The 17,970-nt window shown below is 62.5% G+C and carries 11 protein-coding genes; 6 read left to right on the plus strand and 5 right to left on the minus strand.

What is annotated here, in order from left to right:
* Nucleotides 1–156 precede the first annotated feature (156 nt).
* The 4 genes from HG800_RS01560 (at nucleotide 157) to HG800_RS01575 (ending at nucleotide 7,077) form a co-directional block, all read left to right on the plus strand.
* Nucleotides 157–1,704, plus strand: coding sequence for a sodium:solute symporter (locus HG800_RS01560; protein WP_206352079.1), 1,548 nt, complete (start codon nucleotides 157–159; stop codon nucleotides 1,702–1,704).
* Nucleotides 1,705–1,765: 61 nt separating this feature from the next.
* A complete protein-coding gene (locus HG800_RS01565; protein WP_169972962.1) occupies nucleotides 1,766–4,099 on the plus strand; it encodes an exo-beta-N-acetylmuramidase NamZ domain-containing protein in 2,334 nt (777 codons plus the stop codon).
* Between the two features lie 118 nt (nucleotides 4,100–4,217).
* Nucleotides 4,218–5,942, plus strand: a complete 1,725-nt coding sequence (locus tag HG800_RS01570; protein ID WP_169972964.1) for a M3 family oligoendopeptidase — start codon at nucleotides 4,218–4,220, stop codon at nucleotides 5,940–5,942.
* Between the two features lie 115 nt (nucleotides 5,943–6,057).
* Nucleotides 6,058–7,077, plus strand: a complete 1,020-nt coding sequence (locus HG800_RS01575; RefSeq protein ID WP_169972966.1) for an HAF repeat-containing protein — start codon at nucleotides 6,058–6,060, stop codon at nucleotides 7,075–7,077.
* Between the two features lie 100 nt (nucleotides 7,078–7,177).
* On the opposite strand, the gene HG800_RS01580 is transcribed toward HG800_RS01575, so the two are convergent.
* Both HG800_RS01580 and HG800_RS01585 read right to left on the minus strand, forming a co-directional pair.
* The gene (locus tag HG800_RS01580; RefSeq protein WP_169972968.1) at nucleotides 7,178–8,812 is read right to left on the minus strand and encodes an alkaline phosphatase family protein; all 1,635 of its coding nucleotides are present in this window, start codon (nucleotides 8,810–8,812) and stop codon (nucleotides 7,178–7,180) included.
* Between the two features lie 25 nt (nucleotides 8,813–8,837).
* Nucleotides 8,838–9,554 (minus strand): methyltransferase domain-containing protein, encoded by a 717-nt coding sequence (locus tag HG800_RS01585; RefSeq protein WP_169972970.1) that lies wholly within the window; start codon nucleotides 9,552–9,554, stop codon nucleotides 8,838–8,840.
* A gap of 253 nt (nucleotides 9,555–9,807) precedes the next feature.
* On the opposite strand from HG800_RS01585, the gene HG800_RS01590 reads away from it, so the two are divergent.
* Nucleotides 9,808–10,371 carry an RNA polymerase sigma factor gene (locus HG800_RS01590; RefSeq protein ID WP_169972972.1) on the plus strand — a complete coding sequence of 188 codons (564 nt, stop codon included), beginning with the start codon at nucleotides 9,808–9,810 and terminating at the stop codon, nucleotides 10,369–10,371.
* Nucleotides 10,372–10,424: 53 nt separating this feature from the next.
* A complete protein-coding gene (locus HG800_RS01595; protein WP_169972974.1) occupies nucleotides 10,425–12,566 on the plus strand; it encodes a YfbK domain-containing protein in 2,142 nt (713 codons plus the stop codon).
* A gap of 40 nt (nucleotides 12,567–12,606) precedes the next feature.
* Here the strand turns inward: HG800_RS01595 and HG800_RS01600 are convergent, their stop codons facing one another.
* The 3 genes from HG800_RS01600 to HG800_RS01610 all read right to left on the minus strand — a co-directional run bounded on the left by HG800_RS01600 (nucleotide 12,607) and on the right by HG800_RS01610 (nucleotide 17,842).
* A complete protein-coding gene (locus HG800_RS01600; protein WP_169972976.1) occupies nucleotides 12,607–14,199 on the minus strand; it encodes an NAD(P)/FAD-dependent oxidoreductase in 1,593 nt (530 codons plus the stop codon).
* Between the two features lie 132 nt (nucleotides 14,200–14,331).
* Nucleotides 14,332–16,035, minus strand: a complete 1,704-nt coding sequence (locus HG800_RS01605) for a SpoIIE family protein phosphatase (protein WP_169972978.1) — start codon at nucleotides 16,033–16,035, stop codon at nucleotides 14,332–14,334.
* Nucleotides 16,036–16,156: 121 nt separating this feature from the next.
* A complete protein-coding gene (locus tag HG800_RS01610; RefSeq protein WP_169972980.1) occupies nucleotides 16,157–17,842 on the minus strand; it encodes a protein kinase domain-containing protein in 1,686 nt (561 codons plus the stop codon).
* Nucleotides 17,843–17,970 lie beyond the last annotated feature (128 nt).

Below are 17,970 nucleotides of genomic sequence, written 5' to 3' on the forward strand. Positions count from 1 at the left end.
AGGAAGATCTCCCCTGCCGGAAGTGGTCTCAGAACATCTCGACGCTCCCCAGAGTCGGAACCTCGGGCGGGAGTGGCCAATTGCGATCGAGCCGGGTAGGCTGATTCGCTTGCCTGACCCGCATATCGACTTCGCCGAAGGCCCGGTTTCCTGCCCATGAGCCCGATCGACCTTGGAATCATCGTCGTTTACATCGTTGGCGTAACGCTTTTCGGCTCGATCCTGGGGTCGCGAAGCAAGGGACTGAAAGGGTATTTCCTGGGAGGGGGACAGGTCCCCGCGTGGGCCGTGATGCTCTCGATCGTCGCCACGGAGACAAGCACCGCCACCTTTCTGAGCGTGCCGAGCCTGAGCTTTCGAGAGGGAGGCGATTTCACCTATCTGCAACTGGCCCTCGGCTACATCGTGGGCCGAGTGCTGGTCTCGATCGTTCTGCTCCCGAGCTACTTTCGGGGGCAAATGTACACAGCCTATCAGGTGCTTAACGATCGGTTTGGAGGGGCGACCAAGACAGCGGCCTCAGTGCTCTTTCTGCTTTCAAGAACCCTGGGAGACGGCCTGAGACTCTTTCTGGCGGCCCTCGTCCTACGCAATCTCCTGCTCCTGAGCGGTCTGGTGGGAGACGGGGCGGCATCGATCATGCCGATCGAATGGGCAATGCCCATCGCGATTGTTCTCATGGGTGTTTCTACGATTGTTTACACGTTCCTTGGTGGAATGACGGCGGTCGTCTGGACCGACGTAACGCAGTTTATCATCTACATGATTGGAGCCGTGGCGGCCTTGTTCTTGATGGTCGGCCGACTTGATGGGGGTTGGGCTGATCTCTGGGAAACGGGCAATGCGCTCGAAAAGTTCCGGATGTTCAATTTCACATTTGATCTGACGCAACCGTTCACCTTCTGGGCGGGAATGATCGGCGGAGTTGTCTTGAACACGTCGACGCACGGCGCAGATCAGATGATGGTTCAGCGATACCTGTCGGCCCGGTCGCAAACGCAGGCGGCGGTGGCCTTGATCTGTAGCGGCTTCGTGGTCATTGCGCAGTTCGCGCTTTTCTTATTGATTGGCGTTGCGCTTTCCATCTTTTATTCGGAATATCCGCCCGATCGGCCGTTGCAGGTGGATGATGAGTTCGCCTCGTTCATCGTCAATTACTTGCCGACGGGCCTAGTGGGCCTGGTTGTGGCGGCGATCTTCTCGGCGGCGATGAGCACCCTGTCGAGTTCCCTGAATGCGTCGGCCTCCTCGACCGTCAACGACCTGATCCGGCCGATGGCGCCGACGATGAGCGAAGAGCGACTGCTCGGGATCTCGAAGGTCATGACGGTCGTCTGGGGGCTGGCTCAAATGGGGATTGCCGGCGTCGCGGCGGCGAAGTTCCAGGAGAGCCCGGTGGTCGAGGATGCCCTGGCGATTGCCTCGTTCGTGACCGGGATCATTCTGGGCGTGTTTTTGCTTGGCATCCTTACGACGACGGTCAACCAGCGATCGGCCCTGATCGGACTCGTCGCGGGGTTGATGGCGGTCTCTTATGCCCGGTTCGGGCCGACGAAATTGCCCGAGTCGCTTTATCCGTTCGAGGGGGCACTGGCCTGGCCCTATTTCGCCCTGGTGGGATCAGGGACGACCTTCCTGGTTGGTGTGCTGGCCTCTCGGCTGAGCCGAGGAGGCGCAGCGAACTTGCCAGCCTCCGAATCCTGATCGCAGAACACTCGCCGTTCTCGGTTCTCTCAAGCTCAAGCCTCTCTCTTGCCTTGGAGTGATGATGTTCTCCCATTGCGTGTTGTTTCTGGCCGGTTTGTCGATCGGCCTTTCTGACCTGACGAGACTCCCCGAGGCCACTCCCGAATCGCTCGGGTTCGATCCGGCAGCCCTGGCCGAGGTGCGGTCGGCCGTTTCCGAGGCCGTGGAGGAGGGAGCGATTCCGGGGGCAGTGGTGGTCGTCGGCCGTCGAGGTCAGATCGCCCTAGTGGAGGTCGTCGGCCTTCGCGCGGTTGAGCCGGACGCTCAGGAGATGACCCGCGACACGGTCTTCGACATGGCCTCGTTGACCAAGCCGGTTGCAACCGCGACGGCCGTGATGAAGCTCTGGGAGCGCGGTGCGATTGATCTCGACGACCCGATCACCACCTATCTGCCCGAGTTGGCAAACCACGGCAAGGAGGCGATCACCGTCGAGATGCTGTTGCGGCATCGGGCCGGCTTGATTCCCGATAACCCGATCGGCGATTACCAGGACGGTGTCGAAGAAGCCTGGCGCCGGATCAACGAGATCGACCTGGTCGGTACTCCCGGCGAGCAGTTTCGCTACACCGATGTGGGGTTCCTGATCCTCGGCCGACTGGTCGAACGGGTCTCGGGAATGTCACTGGATGAATTTGTGCGCGAACACATCTTCAATCCGATTGGGATGAGGGATTCGATGTTCCTGCCCCTGGAGCATGGGATCGACCGCGATCGGATTGCACCGACCGAACGAGAAGGAGAGGAATGGGTTCGAGGGGTGGTGCATGACCCCCGATCGCGAGCCGTCGGAGGAGTTGCGGGCCATGCCGGGCTGTTCAGCACGGCGGACGATCTTACCGTTTATGCTCAAACGTTGCTGAATGGCGGCGAAGGACCGAACGGCACTCGCATTCTGGCCCCGCCGACAGTTCGGGCCATGATTGACGCCGGAGACACCCCGGATGGGGAGCGCCGAGGTTTGGGATGGGATCTGAACACCGGCTACAGCTCACCCAAGGGGGAGCGGTTTGGGCCGAAGAGTTTTGGTCACACCGGATTCACAGGGACAAGCATCTGGATTGATCCGGAGACCGAAACATTTGTGATCCTCTTGACCAGTCGACTGCATCCGGGGGGCGACAAGCCCTCGCCGACCGCCCTCCGCCGGCGATTGGCGACGATTGTGGCCTCGGCGATTGTCGAAGGGCCGGTCCCCCCTGCCCTTCCGATCGAGGTGGGTGAGGTACGGTGCGGGATCGATGTCCTGGAGGCGGAAGGCTTCGCGCCCTTGAAGGGGAAGCGGATTGGCTTGATCACGAACCACACGGGACGAACGCGGGACGGCCGGACGACGATCGACGTGCTGTTCGAGGCCGAAGGAATCGAACTGGTCACGCTGTTCAGCCCCGAGCATGGGATTCGCGGCCTGCTCGATACGAATATCGACGACAGCAAGGATGAACAGACAGGATTGCCGATTTATAGCCTCTATGGCGAGCGACGCAAGCCGTCTCCCGAGCAACTGGAGGGACTCGATGCCCTGGTGTTCGATATCGCGGATATAGGAACACGATTTTACACATACATCAGTACGATGGGGCTCGCGATGGAAGCCGCGGCCGAGGCGGGGATTCCGATCTTCGTGCTCGACCGGCCCAACCCGATCGGTGGGCAAGCGGTGCAAGGGCCGGTTCGGGATGAGGATCTGGGATCGTTTATCGCCTTTCACCGCGTGCCGGTCAGGCATGGGATGACGATCGGCGAACTGGCCCTCATGTTCAATCAGGAACGAGAGATTGGGGCGGACCTGACCGTGGTTCAGTGCCAGGGGTGGCGTCGGTCGTTCTGGTTCGACCAGACCGGGTTGCTCTGGGTGAACCCGTCACCCAACATGAGGAGTTTGAGCGAGGCGTTGCTTTATCCAGGGGTTGGGTTGCTCGAAGCAACGAACCTTGCCACCGGACGAGGGACAGACACACCGTTCGAACGGGTTGGGGCACCCTGGATCGATCCCCAGCGCTGGGCTGCGGAACTGAACGCTGAAGGGTTTGAGGGTGCTCGATTCGTGCCGATTCGTTTCTCGCCCACGGAGCGGCAATACGAGGGGGAGGATTGTGGCGGGGTTTACATCATCATCGACGACTGGGACACCTTCGATCCGATCGAGGTCGGGATTGGCCTGGCCGTGACCCTGCGTCGGCTCTACCCCGAGGACTGGAAGCCCGAGGCTTTGAACCGCTTGATGACGAACCGGGCGGCTTATGATGCGATTGTTGAGGGAGCGAGTGTCCGGGCCGTTGAGCGGACCTGGGCTCGCGAACTCCTCGAATTCCTGGAGGATCGTGCGTTGTATCTGATCTACGAAGATTGAGGTTGAGACCGTTGGGATTGCCCTCGCCCTCCCTGATCGGTCAGCATGGCGGGGAGGGCGATCGCTGCACGATCGTGCCTGAATCGCTGTCCGCACCCGTCCCCCAGGTCGAGAACTGATGAGCACTGCAAGCTATACTCCCGAAACCTTTCCGCATCGATGGCTCCCGGCCGATGTCTCATTCAAGACCTGGGAGCAGATCGAGCCGTATTATCAACAACTCCTGGATCGACCAATTGGATCTTCGGACGAGCTGGAGGAGTGGCTCAAGGATGTGGGGGAGCTGAATTCCGCGGTGTCTCAGGAAGGCTCTCAGCGCTACATTGCCATGACCTGTCAGACGGACGATCCGGATCGCGAGGCCGCACACCTGGCGTTCGTCCGGGACATCGAACCGAAGCTGAAGCCTTACCTGAATCAGTTACGGAACCGTTACCTCGACTCTCCCCACCGCTCGGGCCTCCCGACGGAGCGGTATCATGTGTTCGATCGTGCGCAGGAGAATCGACGGCGCCTGTATCGAGAGGCGAACATCCCTCGGGAAACCGAGCTGGCCGAGCTGGGGCAGACGTATCAGAAGACCATCGGATCGATGACTGTCACCTTCCGGGGTGAGGAGAAGACGCTGGCTCAGATGGCCCCGTACCTGGAAGAAACCGACCGGGCACTTCGTCAGGAAGTCTGGGAGATGGTGTCTCGGCGTCGGCTTGAGGATCGAGAAACGCTTGATTCGCTTTTTGATCGCATGATCACACTCCGGGAGGAGATTGCGCGGGAAGCCGAATTCCCGGATTACGTTTCGTATGCGTATGCGAATCGAGAACGATTTGATTACGGTCCGGAACAAGCCGAGGCGTTTCAGAAGGCGATTGAGTCGGAGGTGGTTCCCCTGGCTCGTGCCCTTCAGGAGAAACGACGGACGACGATGGCGCTGGAGTCGCTTCGGCCCTGGGATCTCGCGGTGGACCCAAGGGGACGGGCACCCTTGAGGCCGTTCCAGGATGCCGACCGCTTGGCCGAGGGGGCGGCTCAGATCTTCAGCAAGGTGGATGAAGAACTGGGAGCGCAGTTTTCCTTCATGCACCGGCAATCGTTGCTTGATCTGGCCAATCGTAAAGGGAAGGCCCCCGGCGGCTACCAGGCGAACCTGGAGGATGACCGGCTTCCGTTTATCTTCATGAATGCCGTGGGGGTGGATGGCGACTTGCGGACAGTCTTGCACGAAGGGGGGCATGCCTTTCACACCCTCGCCGCACGGTGCGAACCACTGGCCGAGTACCGCGACGCGCCGATCGAGTTCTGTGAGGTGGCGTCGATGAGTATGGAATTGCTCGGAGCCCCCGAGTTGACCGTCTTCTATTCGGAGGACGACGCGAAACGTTCGTATCGTGAGTTGCTGGAAGGCATTGTCCTGATCCTTCCCTGGATTGCGACGGTCGATGCGTTTCAGCACTGGATTTATCGCCATCCCGGCCACTCGCAAGGCGACCGGCGGGTCGCCTGGAACCATCTGATGGATCGGTTCGGCGGCCAGATCGACTGGTCGGGCTACGAGGAGATCCGATCGAACTCATGGCATCGGCAGTTGCACATTTTCCTGTATCCGTTTTATTACATTGAGTACGGGATCGCGCAACTGGGAGCCCTTCAGGTCTGGCAGAGGTCGCGAACCGATCGCAAGGCGGCGGTCGCTGCTTATCGGTCGGCGCTGGCACTGGGGGGTTCCCGCCCGTTGCCCGAGTTATTCGAGGCCTCGGGAGCTACGTTTGATTTTTCTGCGGCCACGATTGCTCCGCTGATCAACGACATCAATGAGGAACTGGAGCGGCTCGGAGACGCGTGATCGTTCGATCTCGACCCCGGAGTTTCGGTCTCAAGACCGACAAAGGTCATGAGACCCTTGGCAAACAAGCCCGACCTGACACATGGATCGACGTCCAATACGAAAGGGAATGTGTATGCGATTTTCCTGCTTGGTCGCGGTCCTGGCACTGGGCGCGACGTGGTGTGTTCGGGCCGACGAGCCATCCCCGCCGATCACCGTGGTGAGCCCGAAGCCGCAGGGGATCATCGCGACGGGCATCAACAATCAAGGGTCGGTGATCGGCTTCGAATGGATTGAGGAGGAGGAACGCCCTGGCGTGATTGCTCAGGTACCGTTCTATGCCAAGGCAGGAGAGATCACGTACCTCCCGCTGCTGGAAGGGTACACGGCGACCTTCCCGGCCGATGTGAGCGACGGCGGCCTGGTGGTGGGCCGCGTGAGCAAGCCAATGACCCCGGGAGTTCGGACACCCTTGCTCAACCAGGCTTTTGTCTGGGATGAGGACGGTGGGATCCGGGGCCTGGGTGCTCTGGAGGGGGATTTCACATCCTTTGCCACCGGGGTTTCAAGGGACGGGAGACGAATTAGCGGTTACTCGGTCGGTGATGCTCGGGTGCGGGCCTGCATCTGGAACCTTGAGGGGGAGCAGTGGGTTGGAACGGCTTTGCCCCATCAGGACCGTTTGGCATCGAATGTGGTCGCGATCAGTGACGACGGAAAATCGGTCGCGGCCACCGATGGGGTGTTCGGGTGCCTCTGGACCGAGGATGACGCTGGGTCGTGGACGCGAGAAGTGATTTCGGAACCAGGAGCCCTGATCCCAAGGGCGGTGAACAATTCCGGCATGGTTGTCGGCTTGACCTTTGCCGGAGACGGCTTACAGCATGCCGTGATCTGGACGCGAGAAGGGGGTTATCTGCGGCTCGGCGAGCCGGAGGGCTATCGTCGATCGGAAGCCAGCGATGTGAATAACCAGGGTGTCGTCGTGGGAATGATGGATGGCCCGGCAGGTTCGGAGATCGGACCCGACCCGTTCCTGTATGAAAAGGGGATGCTACGACGGATTGAGGAGGGAGGGCCGATGTTCTCCTCGGCCACCACGATCAACGATCAGGGGCAGGTGGCTGGAATTCTCGAAAGCGAGGATTTTTGAGATGGCTCTGACATCGTTTCGGGGCCAGCGCGCGACCAAGGGCCAGAGTCGGTCGACCCTGGCCCCTTGATCCGGAACCGGCCACCCGTCGATCTCGGGGTTAGCCGAGATAGCCGAGGTCGATGAGTCGTTGCTCAACGATGGCCTCGTCTTCGGGGTTGAAGTCGAAGGAGGAGGCGTGGGGCGGCTTGACGGCCTCGGAGGCGGTGTCGGTTCGGACGCTTCGGGCGTCGAGGCCGGCGAAGGGGACGCCGCGGATGTGTTCGGGAATCGGCTCGCCGAGCATCGCCAGGACCGAGGGGGCGACGTCGCGAAGGTTGGCGTCAATGGCCCGGTCGGTCGGGATCCCTGGAGCGGAGAGGGAGACGATTCCCTCGGGACGGTGTGTGCCGGGGAGTGACGGGTCGGCGGCGACCCAGGAGCGATCGTTCGTGAGCTTGGTTCGGACCCAGTAATTTTCGTCGGGCAAGGCGAGGAGGTCGGGATAGCCGAACTCGCTCGGGTCGAGCTGATAGTCGGCCCCAAGGTCGATCACCTTCGGGAACAGTGGAGCGCCGGTGTCCGGGTGCCTTGCCTCGGCGAGGACGGCTCGAGTCTGCTGGCGAACCTCATCAATCTGGCGAGGAGTCGAGGGCAAGGGGCCACCCGACCGCCCATCTCGGGGGATGTAGACCATCGCCCCGCAGTCCTGATGAGGGGCAAAGGCCACGGTCCGCGACCAGTCGAAGGGATAGCTCGCGGCGATTGAGGCATGGAATGAGGCGCCTCGGGCGTTCGGATTCCGGCGTTTGTCACCCCAGAGGCGAAGGCGGTCGATCGCCTGAGTCATTCGGCGTCGAACGTTCCCGGTCAATCCAGGAAGTTTGATCAAGCCATGATCCACCAGAATTCGGTTGACGTGGATGCGTCCGAGGCAGGGGCCGAAGCCGTGATCGCTGACACAGAGAATGGCCGCGCCTCGGCGGTCGGCCAGTTCGCAGAGCAGACCGATGGCTCGGTCGAGGCCGCGGAGGACCTCGGCGGCGGCATTGTTCCAGTCGGGTCGGTCGATCCCTGTCTCATCCACGTTTAAGAATCGCCAGGCGCGATGCTGAAACGGGTCGAGGTTCTGGAACTGGACCATCAAGGCCGACCAGTCGGGCACCATCCGATCGGCGAGAATGGCTCCTTCGGCCCGACCGAGGAAGCCCTCAGAGGTGTCTCGGGCGTTTGCCCTGAATTCATCGAGCGATTCAGGAACACGTTTCCACTGATATTTGAGGCCGTAGCGCGGCACTTCCTGGCGGAGCGCCGTGACAAAGTCGGCCGGAGCGCCGGAAAGGGCGGCCTCGAGATGGGGGGCATCCATGCCGGAGACGACAACGCCGCGGACGTTCGGCGCCGGGTAGGTGCCGGGGAGGTTCAGGCTGATCACGCTTCGACCGGCGCGATCGAGCAGTTGCCAGAGCGTCGGAACGCGAAATCGGCCGGAATGGTTGACCCGCATCATGTTTGATGCGGGGTCAAAGTAGCGGTGGTCGAAGATGCCGTGGTCGGCCGGATCGCAACCGGTTTGCATCGTCGTCCAGGCGGCGGCGGTCATGGGGGGTTCGGACGATCGAAGCGTGCCGTGGGCGGAGCGCGCGAGCAGGGCGTCGAGGTTCGGCATTATGCCTCGGCGTCGCATCGGGTCGATCACGGACCAGGTGGCGCCGTCGAGCCCGAGGATCAGGACCCGTTCGGATTGGGGAGTCATGGGCGGTCGTCTCCTCTGGCTCGCATCAGGCGGCGCGTGCAACGGCGTCGGCCAGGGCGGCCGTTCCTTCAATCGAGAAGTTGACCGCGAACTCGTCTCGGAGGAACTGCCGTTCGGCCTTCGAGCGATAGAGCATGGAGAGGCGACGGCGGGCCTTTTCGAGCGGGGGAATGGCCGATTGCTGCTCGATGAGCCAGGATTGGTAGCGGGAGACGAGGTGCTCGGCCCGTTCGACGGCGTCGGCCGGTGCGGGGTGCTTGATGCCGAGCGACATGACCGTGTGCGGGGTTTTCTTCGGCCCTTGCTGGCCGACGACCCGGAGCGCATAGCATTCGAGCATGCGGCCCAGGCAGGACGGAGTCATCCGCCAATAATCATCGGGGTAGCCGTGAATGCGGAAGTGGAACGGGGAGGTGAGGATGAACAGCCCGCCGGGCTTGAGCACGCGGTAGACCTCGTCGAACGCCCGACGCACCTCGAAGACGTGTTCGAAGGTTTCGAGGCAGATGATGGTGCCGGCCGATTCATCGTTCAGCGTCATTGCACTGACGTCTTCGACCCGATCGACACCAGGGCCGGATCGCATGTCGCAACCGAGGTAGTTCTTGCCCGGAAACAAGGAGCGAAGGTCGGCAAAGCCTTCCTGACCTTCGACCTGATACGCGCCGAACTCGACGATCGGCCCTGGGCAGTCGAACGTCTCGGAGACGAGCTGGCAGAACGCCTTGTTGTGGTCTCGCATGAGGGGCGATCCTCCCTGGGCCCTTCGTGAACACCGGAACCGGCGTGCCCCGCGTCCTGCGGGGATCTCAGGGCGGGATCATAGGAGACTCGCCCGGATCGGTCAATCGGAATGAAGGCCTGAGTGGAGCGAGGCGTTCGTGGGACGATTTCGTCCTTTCGGAGATGGACTTCTTCGCCCTAAGATGGACGAGCCTGCTGCGTTATTCTTGAGGGAGGACGAGGGGTCCGGCCCCCGAAGCTCGGGAGATGTGATGACGCGCGGTGACGCATCGGCGACGACCGACCGAAACGCCTGGGTCCGGGCTGCTGTCGAGCGGTTCGAGGGGCCGCTGGCGCGCTACGCGTACCGGATCGTGGGAGAAATGGAGTCAGCGCGGGACATCGTGCAGGAGACGTTCCTGAAGCTTTGTGGTCAGGACCGCGAACGGGTGGAGCCGCATCTGGCCGAGTGGCTGTTCACGGTCTGTAGGAATCGGGCGCTCGATGTCCTCCGGAAGGAGAAGCGGGTGAATCGATCTTCCGAGCCTGAATTCTCATTGAGCATCGTTCCGGCATCGGATCCCGATCCGAGCGACGGTCAGGAGCAACGCGACGAGCTGGAGCGCGTGCTCCGCATGATGGCCTTGCTCCCTGAATCGCAGCAAGAGGTCATTCGCCTGCGGTTCCAGGAGGGCTTTTCCTATCAGGAGATCAGCCGGATTACCGGGCTGAGCGTCAGTAACGTGGGATATCTTCTGCATGTCGGCCTGAAATCGCTCCGAGGACGCCTGGGGGCGTCGCAGGGGGAGGCCGCATCCTCAAGCCAGCATGCCTGATTCGAGTTCGATTCCTCTCCGAGACCGCGGCCTGAATCGCCGGGAATGTGCCGATGACCTTCGATCCCGATGACCCAAAACTGACCGCCTTCGCGCTGGGGGAGCTGGACGAAGCCGACCGGCTTGCCGTCGAGTCGTTGCTGGCACGCAGCCCGGAGTCAGCGCGGTTTGTGGCCGAGGTCCGGGAGATGGCTGCATTGCTCTCCGGAACGTTACGGAAGGAGCCAATGCCGGGGTTGTCGATCGTTCAGCGGCTCGACCTGGATGAGCGGCTTCGGGCGGTTCCGTCGTCGCCGAGGAGGCGATTCCCGGTGCGTCGGGCGGTGTTTGCGGTCGCGGCCTCAGTCTTGCTGACTCTGAGCGGCTTCGGGATCGGTGTTCTGGTGGCGGATCGGGTTGCGTTGACCGAGCAGCGGAGTGTTGCCTTCACTCAGTCACCACCTCCGGGGGCCATCGGGTCGGCAATCGAGCCGCATTTTGACGCGTCTGCCCCCACGTTTCGGTCGGCGGGTGATGATCGCTCTGCGCCATCCGCGCCGGAGATCGACGCGGTTCCGAAAACGGAAATGATGATGGCTGAGGCCGACACTCTTGCCGAGGACGAACCGGGGAACCCCGAGGCGGAAATGCTCTCGATGGGGGCGGTCACTTCGGAATCCTCGGAACTGGTGCCGTCTCGATCCGTCCCCAGTCATTTGAATCGGAGTGAGCCGCAATTTCCGGGGGGGATGATGGAACCATCGGCCTCCGATCCGGGAGAGGGGGTGGCAGGGCAGGCCAAGTTGAATCCCGAGGCGGCACCCGACGGGTTCGGCGGGGTTCGAGGAGGAGGATTCGGGGGAAGGGGATCGCTCGGGCGATCGTCCCAGATACCCCAGGCCGTTCCTACGGTTCGCCAGCCCGAGCCGAATCCGATCCCCCCCCCTGCACCGTTGGCGGAAGTCGAGCGCGGCCGATCTGAGGTGGATCAGGAGCGAGGCAACCCGCTTGCGACCATCGTCGGGACTCGCGGGGTCGATCGGCAAGACGGGTTGAGCCCGTCGCAAGCGGTGATGGTGCAATCGGGCAATGTGGTCGAGGTGATCAACCTGCCCGAGGGAACCCCGGCACAACGGTTCACGCTCAATGAGCCGATTCGGGAGGTCATCCTGGATCCGGACGGGTCTCGGTTGCTGGCCTCGACGGTTGATCGGTCGGTCGCGGTGTTCGACCTGCAAAGTGGCCAGTTGACCAATTCGTTCCAGGTCAATCGAGGGCCGCTGCCGATGGCCCGGTTTGGTCGGGGGGGCGAGCTGATCTTCTCGAATCTCGGAATCGCGGGGGATCGAGGGGACGATTCAGCCGGTTTCCCCTGGTTCCAGGCCGATCTGGAGCCGGTGGCAGCGGTACCGGTCGATCCTGGGCGGGTGTCGTTGGAGGAGCTTGGTCGGCGGATCGAGGCCGAGGGGATCCCTGTCGGGCCGGAAACCTTAACAGGAAGCCTGGTGAATTCCCCGGCATATCCTTACGACCGGCCAGAGGAAGGCGATTCCATTGCGGTGGATGTCCAGATCGTGCCGACACCTTGGGACTCCGGGAATCGCCTGGTTCGGCTTGCGTTGATCGCTCGTGAGGCCAGCCCGAATGACGGGGAGGCGCTGCGTCCGGTGGGAGTCGAGGAGGTGTCGGCCGAGGTCGAGTTCAACCGAGCTCGGGTCGCCAAGTACCGGCCGATCGGGTTTGAAGGGCGGCCGCTCACCCTGGCTCGCATCGGCGAGGAGCCTCGGGTTTTGAGGGGGGGAGAATCCTCGACGGTGCTCTTCGAGGTTGAGCCGGTCGGGGCCGCTGGCGATCTGAAAGGTGTCGCTCAGAATCGAGTCGGTCGCTACCAGGGGCCAGTCCCAGCTGTTGGAGAAGACGAGTTGCTGACCGTTTCGGTGGCCTATCGGGAGACGGGTGCGGAGGAGCGTCGCTCAGTCACCTTGCACGTGGTTGATGGAATGATTCCGATGGACGCCGCCACGGACGATGTTCGGCTGGCATCTGCTCTGGGTTGGCTTGGGCTCGTGGTTCAAGGGGGGATCGAGGGGGATCAAGCGACCCTCAATCGCATCAAGATGCTGGTCGACTCGACGGACGAAGGATTTTTGCCCGACCTTCGAGGCGAACTTCGGGATATCCTCAATCAGCTTGAGCTGCGGATCGAGGGGGAATAGCCGGCAATCCCTGATCCATGACGCACGCAAACCGAGCTGGTCAGAACTGGGGTATGGCGAAGCGGCCGACCAGGGCTCGGGCGGTGCGGAGTCCATCGACGGCGGCGCTGACAATCCCTCCGGCGTAACCGGCCCCCTCACCGCAGGGAAAAAGGCCGGCGACGGTGGGGCTTTCCCGGGAGGTTGAGTCTCGGGGAATGCGAACAGGAGAGCTGCCTCGGGCCTCGGGGCCGGTCAGGGTGGCTCCTTTGAGAAAAAGGCCGCGGAAGCTGCGATCGAACTGCGGCAAGCCTCGCTCCAGGGCAGCCATGACGACCGGAGGGAGGAACAGGCCGAGGTCGGTCGAGACGGTCCCTCGGGGGTAACTGCTAGGGAGGCTTCCCGAGCTGGCGCGACCGGCGAAGAAGTCGCGGACCGACTGGATCGGTGCGGAGTAGGATCGGCCACCAATCAGGTAGGATGCGCGCTCGGCCCGCTGCTGAAAATGGATGCCGGCGAGCGGGTGAGTGGAACCGACGTCCTGCGGGCCGATGGTCATGACGATCCCGCTATTGGCGAACGGGGAGTCGTGCCGACTCTCGCTCATGCCGTTCGTGCAGAAGTAGCCGGGTTCGGCGACGGAGCCCATCACATAGCCACCGGCACACATGCAGAAGGTAAAGAGGTCGCGATCACCGGCTCGGGTGGCAAGCTCGTAGTCGGCGGCGCCGAGGGCGGGATGGCCAGCGGAAGGGCCGTATCGGGCGCGGTCGATCGACTCCTGAGGCTGTTCGATCCGGACGCCGAACTGGAACGGTTTGAAGGCGATCGGCACTCCGCGCCGGAGGAGCATCTGGTAGGTATCTCGGGCGCTGTGGCCGGTGGCGAGTACGACCACATCGGTCGAAATGTGGCCGGAACTAGTCATCAGCCCCTGAAGGCGGCCGTCGAGCAGGTCGAGATCCTCGACACGACAGGCGAAGCGAACCTCGCCGCCGGCTTCCTCGATCTTGCGGCGGAGGGTTCGGACGATCAAGGGAAGGCGGTTCGAGCCGAGGTGCGGCCGGTGTTCGTAAATGACCGAGGGCTTGCCGTGGCAGTCGGCCACGACTTCAAGGACGCGGCGGACGTCGGGCCCGCTGCCACGAGAGGTGAGCTTGCCGTCGCTGAAGGTCCCGGCGCCTCCCTCACCGAACAGGTAGTTGCTTTCGGGATCGACCGCCCCGCCGTGGTCGAAGGAGCGGACGTCGGCTACGCGTTCCTTGACCGCGCGGCCCCGTTCGAGGACAAGCGGTCGGTAACCGCTGATCGCCAGGAAATAAGCGGCGAAGAGACCGGCCGGCCCCGATCCGACGATGACAGGCCGGTGGCGGATCGGCTCTGATCCGGGGTCGGGCCAGTCGAATCGCTCAGGGGTATAGGGAGCGAGGCCCGACCCGGAAAGAGACGCCTCTGCATTGGGGTCGGCAAGTTCGACCTCGGCAGAGTAGACGAAGCGGATATCGTCTCGTCGCCGAGCGTCGAGGCTCTTGCGGAGGATCCGCCATCGAGTGATGTCGGACGGACCCACGCCCAGCCGGGAGGCGAGATGGTCGACCAGGGCCGACTCGTCTTCACCGAGAGGGGTTGAGATGTTGGCAACGCGAAGGGACATGAGATCGTTGGAAATCGGAGATATTCAAATAGGAAAAGACCACGATCGACGCGTTTCGTGGACGATCCGTTCATGAGTGTGATTCGCTCCACGAAGGGCGCGGCGAGGAGGAAGGAGCCTTCGAGGATCGGGTTAGACGCGGCCGAAGCAGATCATGGTCATGTCGTCGGCCTGGGGTTCGCCGGTGGAGAATTCCCGAATTTCCTGAAGGATGGCCCGGCCCACGGCTTCCGGGCTTCCGGAAAGCTCGGCGAGTCGGTTGTTCAGTCGGGGTTTGTCGACGGAGTGGTAGATTTCATCCCGAGGGCTGCGAGCGTCGGTGATGCCGTCGGAGTAAATGACGACGACGTCACCGCGTTCGAGCTGGACATCGACCTGCTGGTACGGGAAATCAGGAAGAATCCCGAGCGGGAGTCCGGAAATGTCCACGCCGTGTTCCTCAACCCGACCATTGGCGCGACGAATCAGGACCGGCAGATGCCCAGCGGAGCTGAGAGTCAGTTTACCGCTATCGAGGTCGAGGACCGAGAGGCTCAAGGTGATGAACTTTTCTTCGAGTCCAGCCTCGCAGAGCTGATCGTTGAGGATTGTGACGGCCGGGGCCGGGGCATTCTCGGTCAGGATGCAGTATCGCGTATTGCCGGAAAACTTGGCCATCATGAGGGCCGCGGGAATTCCTTTGCCGGAGACGTCTGCCAAGGCGATTCCCAGACGGTTGCCGGGCAACGGGACGAAGTCGTAGTAATCACCCCCGACATTGTTGGCGGCGTGGTAGTAAGCGAAGAACTGGTAGCCGGAAACCTCGGGGACGGAATCGGGCAGGAAGCTAATCTGGACTTGCTCGGCCAGGCGAAGGTCGCGATTGACGCGCTCCTGTTTCAGCATGTCTTCGTACATGCGGGCGTTCTGGATGGAGATGGCGGACTGGCAGGCGACGGCCGCAAGGAGGTCGAGGTCTTCCTGCTGAAACTGGCGGGCCGAGGTGGTATCGAGCTGAATGATGCCGATTGCCTGGCCGTCGGGGGTGAGCAACGGGGCGCACATGACCGACCGGATTTTCAGGTCGGCGATGGAGGCGGCGACCGGGAGGTTGGCGTCGTTCCCGGCATCCTGGCTGAGTACGGCCTGCTTGCGGTCGAGGACGTGATTGACGATCGACCGACTGATGTTCATCGGTGCTTCGTCGTCCTTTGAGGCCCCATCGTGAAGTCGTTGCAGGCCGGTTCGGGCCGGGCGAAGCTGGCGATGCTTGAAGGCCTTGCGTAGTAATCGATCCGTTTGGGGGTCTTTCAGAATGAGAAAGGCACGCTCGGCCGAGGGGAAGATCTCAAAGAGGGTGTCGAGAACCTTGGGCGCGACCGCGTCGATCTGGACCGTGCTGGAGAGGTTTCGTGTGATGTCGAGCACGGCTTCGAGCTTGCGCTCGGCAGAGACGCGGGTCCCTCCGCTGGAGGTGGAGGAGGCGTCGAGGGTGTGGATGGTCGATTCGCCTCCGTGATCGGTGACGATGACCTCAGAGGCATCGGATTCCGGTACGGTCATCCGGGTGAGATAGACGAACTCGACGTCGCAAATATTGATTCGATCGCCGGGATTCAAGGGGAGGCGTTGCCAGGGGGGAACGACCTGATTGTTCAGCTTCGTCGTATTCCGAGAGCCGAGGTCTTCCAGGTAGTAGTGGCCCGAGTCGACGCCGATCTGCGCGTGACGGCGGCTGACGCCCTGCGGGTCGAGCACCAGATTGCAATCCGGGGCGCGGCCGATCAGGAACGCCTCCTCCTTGAGGTCGATGCACTGACCGCGCTGCTCGCCGTTCTCTCTGCGGAGGAATGGCATCGCGGGAATACTCCGAAGACCTTGACCGTGTCGTGAAGGTGAATAGAAGTCGGTGTTCAGTAGTGTCGATTCACGTGTGCTGAGTCGATTGTGATCCGTACGATCGTGGTTGGGTTGGGGTTCAGGGCCGGGTTGGGGGGCGTCGTCGCCCGGGTTCGAACCGTTCAGCGGGATCGAACGTCACAATCCGAAGCGCCTGCAAGAGATCTTCCCGGACATTGGCCCACTGGGCCGTCAAGGGGCCGGCGCTGGGACTACTCCGAGCCCATTCAGCCACTTCCAGGGCCAATTCTGCCAGGGCCGGCTCAAGGTACGAAGGGGCCGGGGCTCGGGCCGTCAGGTGTTCGAGGGCAACGTCAGGGCGATCTTCGAGGGCGTTCGACGCGGCTCGGCAGATGTCGGCAAGGCGACGCCGGTGGGTGCCGGCATTGGGCTCGGCCTCGAGCGAGTCGGCCAGTGCGTTCAATCCGAGATGATCGAGGCGGTCGAACAGGGAGCGAGCCAGGTGCGTGTATGAGGACGAGACCCAGGGCTCGGCACCGGGAAAATGACCAGGGACCGCCAGCAGGGCGGCGGATCGTTCGGAAGGGCGGGCAAGGAGCTGGGCGTAGCGGAGCTGATTTTGAGCCGTCGCCTGCTTTGGGATCGATTCCCAGGCGGGAGCCATCCAGAGGGCCGCCGGTCCGGTCGGATTTCCGGAGGAGAGCAGATCCGCAGGGCGGGCCGACCAGCCTAACGCCGCGCCGAGGATCAGACCAAGGCCCCCAAGGATCGACAGGGTTCCGCCCCCGAGACGAATCTGCCCCATCGCTCGGACGGCCCGGCGGGTGAGGGAGGGTCCAGGGCTTGGCGAGGGAACCGTGGGAGAAGCCGTGGGCTCCTCGGTCGAGATGGTGGGAATCGTCTGGGTGGCGGTGACGATTCCCCGGAGACGGAGAAGTTCCCGATCGAGTTCGGAAGCTGACTCGTAGCGATCTTCGGGCTTCTTGGCCATGAGCTTCATGACCAGCTTGACCAGCTCTGGGGGCAGGTCAGGCCGGTGAACGGCCAGGTCGACTGGTTGTTCCTGAAGGTGTTTCAAGGCCACTGCCACGGCCGTCTCTGCGCGGAACGGGGGAACCCCGGCAAGCATGTGGTAGAAGGTGACCCCCATCGAGTAGAGGTCGCTGCGATGGTCGAGGCTAAGCCCCCGGACCTGCTCGGGGCTCATGTACATGGGAGTGCCGAGGGTGACACCCTCCTGAGTCAGGTGGAGCGCCTCGGCCCCTTGTTCTCGGCAGAGGCCGAAGTCGGCCACCTTGACCTGCCCTTTGCGGGTCAGCATCAGGTTCTCGGGCTTGATATCGCGGTGGATGAGTCCCAGCTCGCTGGCCGCGGTCATGGCCTGGCACGTTTGCCGCATGATGGAGAAAGCCAGGGGAAGCTCGACGGTCCCTTTTTTCCGGAGGTAATCCCGAAGGTTCGTTCCCTGGACGTACTCCATGGCGATGAAGCGCAGGTCGCCGTCTCGCCCGAGGGTATAGACCTGGACAATGTTCGGGTGGTTCAACCGGGCCACCGCGGTGGCCTCGATCTCAAATCGGCTCAGGTAGGTGGGATTGGAAACCAGGGAGGGCCGGAGCACCTTCAACGCGACCGGCCGATTGAGCCCTTGCTGCCGGGCGAGATAGACCTCTCCCATCCCTCCCCGGCCGATCAATCGTTCGACCAAAAACTCGCCACCGAGCAACTTGCCCGTCAGATCAGGTGAGGAGTCTCCCGATGAAGCCGAGTGGTCCCATCCAGTGGTCGTCTCAGAATCACTCATTGGTCCACTCGGACTCCGAGAGGTTCGACCGACGCCCCAGAGGGTTGTTCGAAGTGCTGGAGACGCTTTGACTAGTGTAGTGATCGCCTGGCGACCCTGCAAACAGGAAAACCGATGCACCGAGCCTC

This window comes from Tautonia rosea (assembly GCF_012958305.1).
GTDB classification, from domain to species: domain Bacteria; phylum Planctomycetota; class Planctomycetia; order Isosphaerales; family Isosphaeraceae; genus Tautonia; species Tautonia rosea.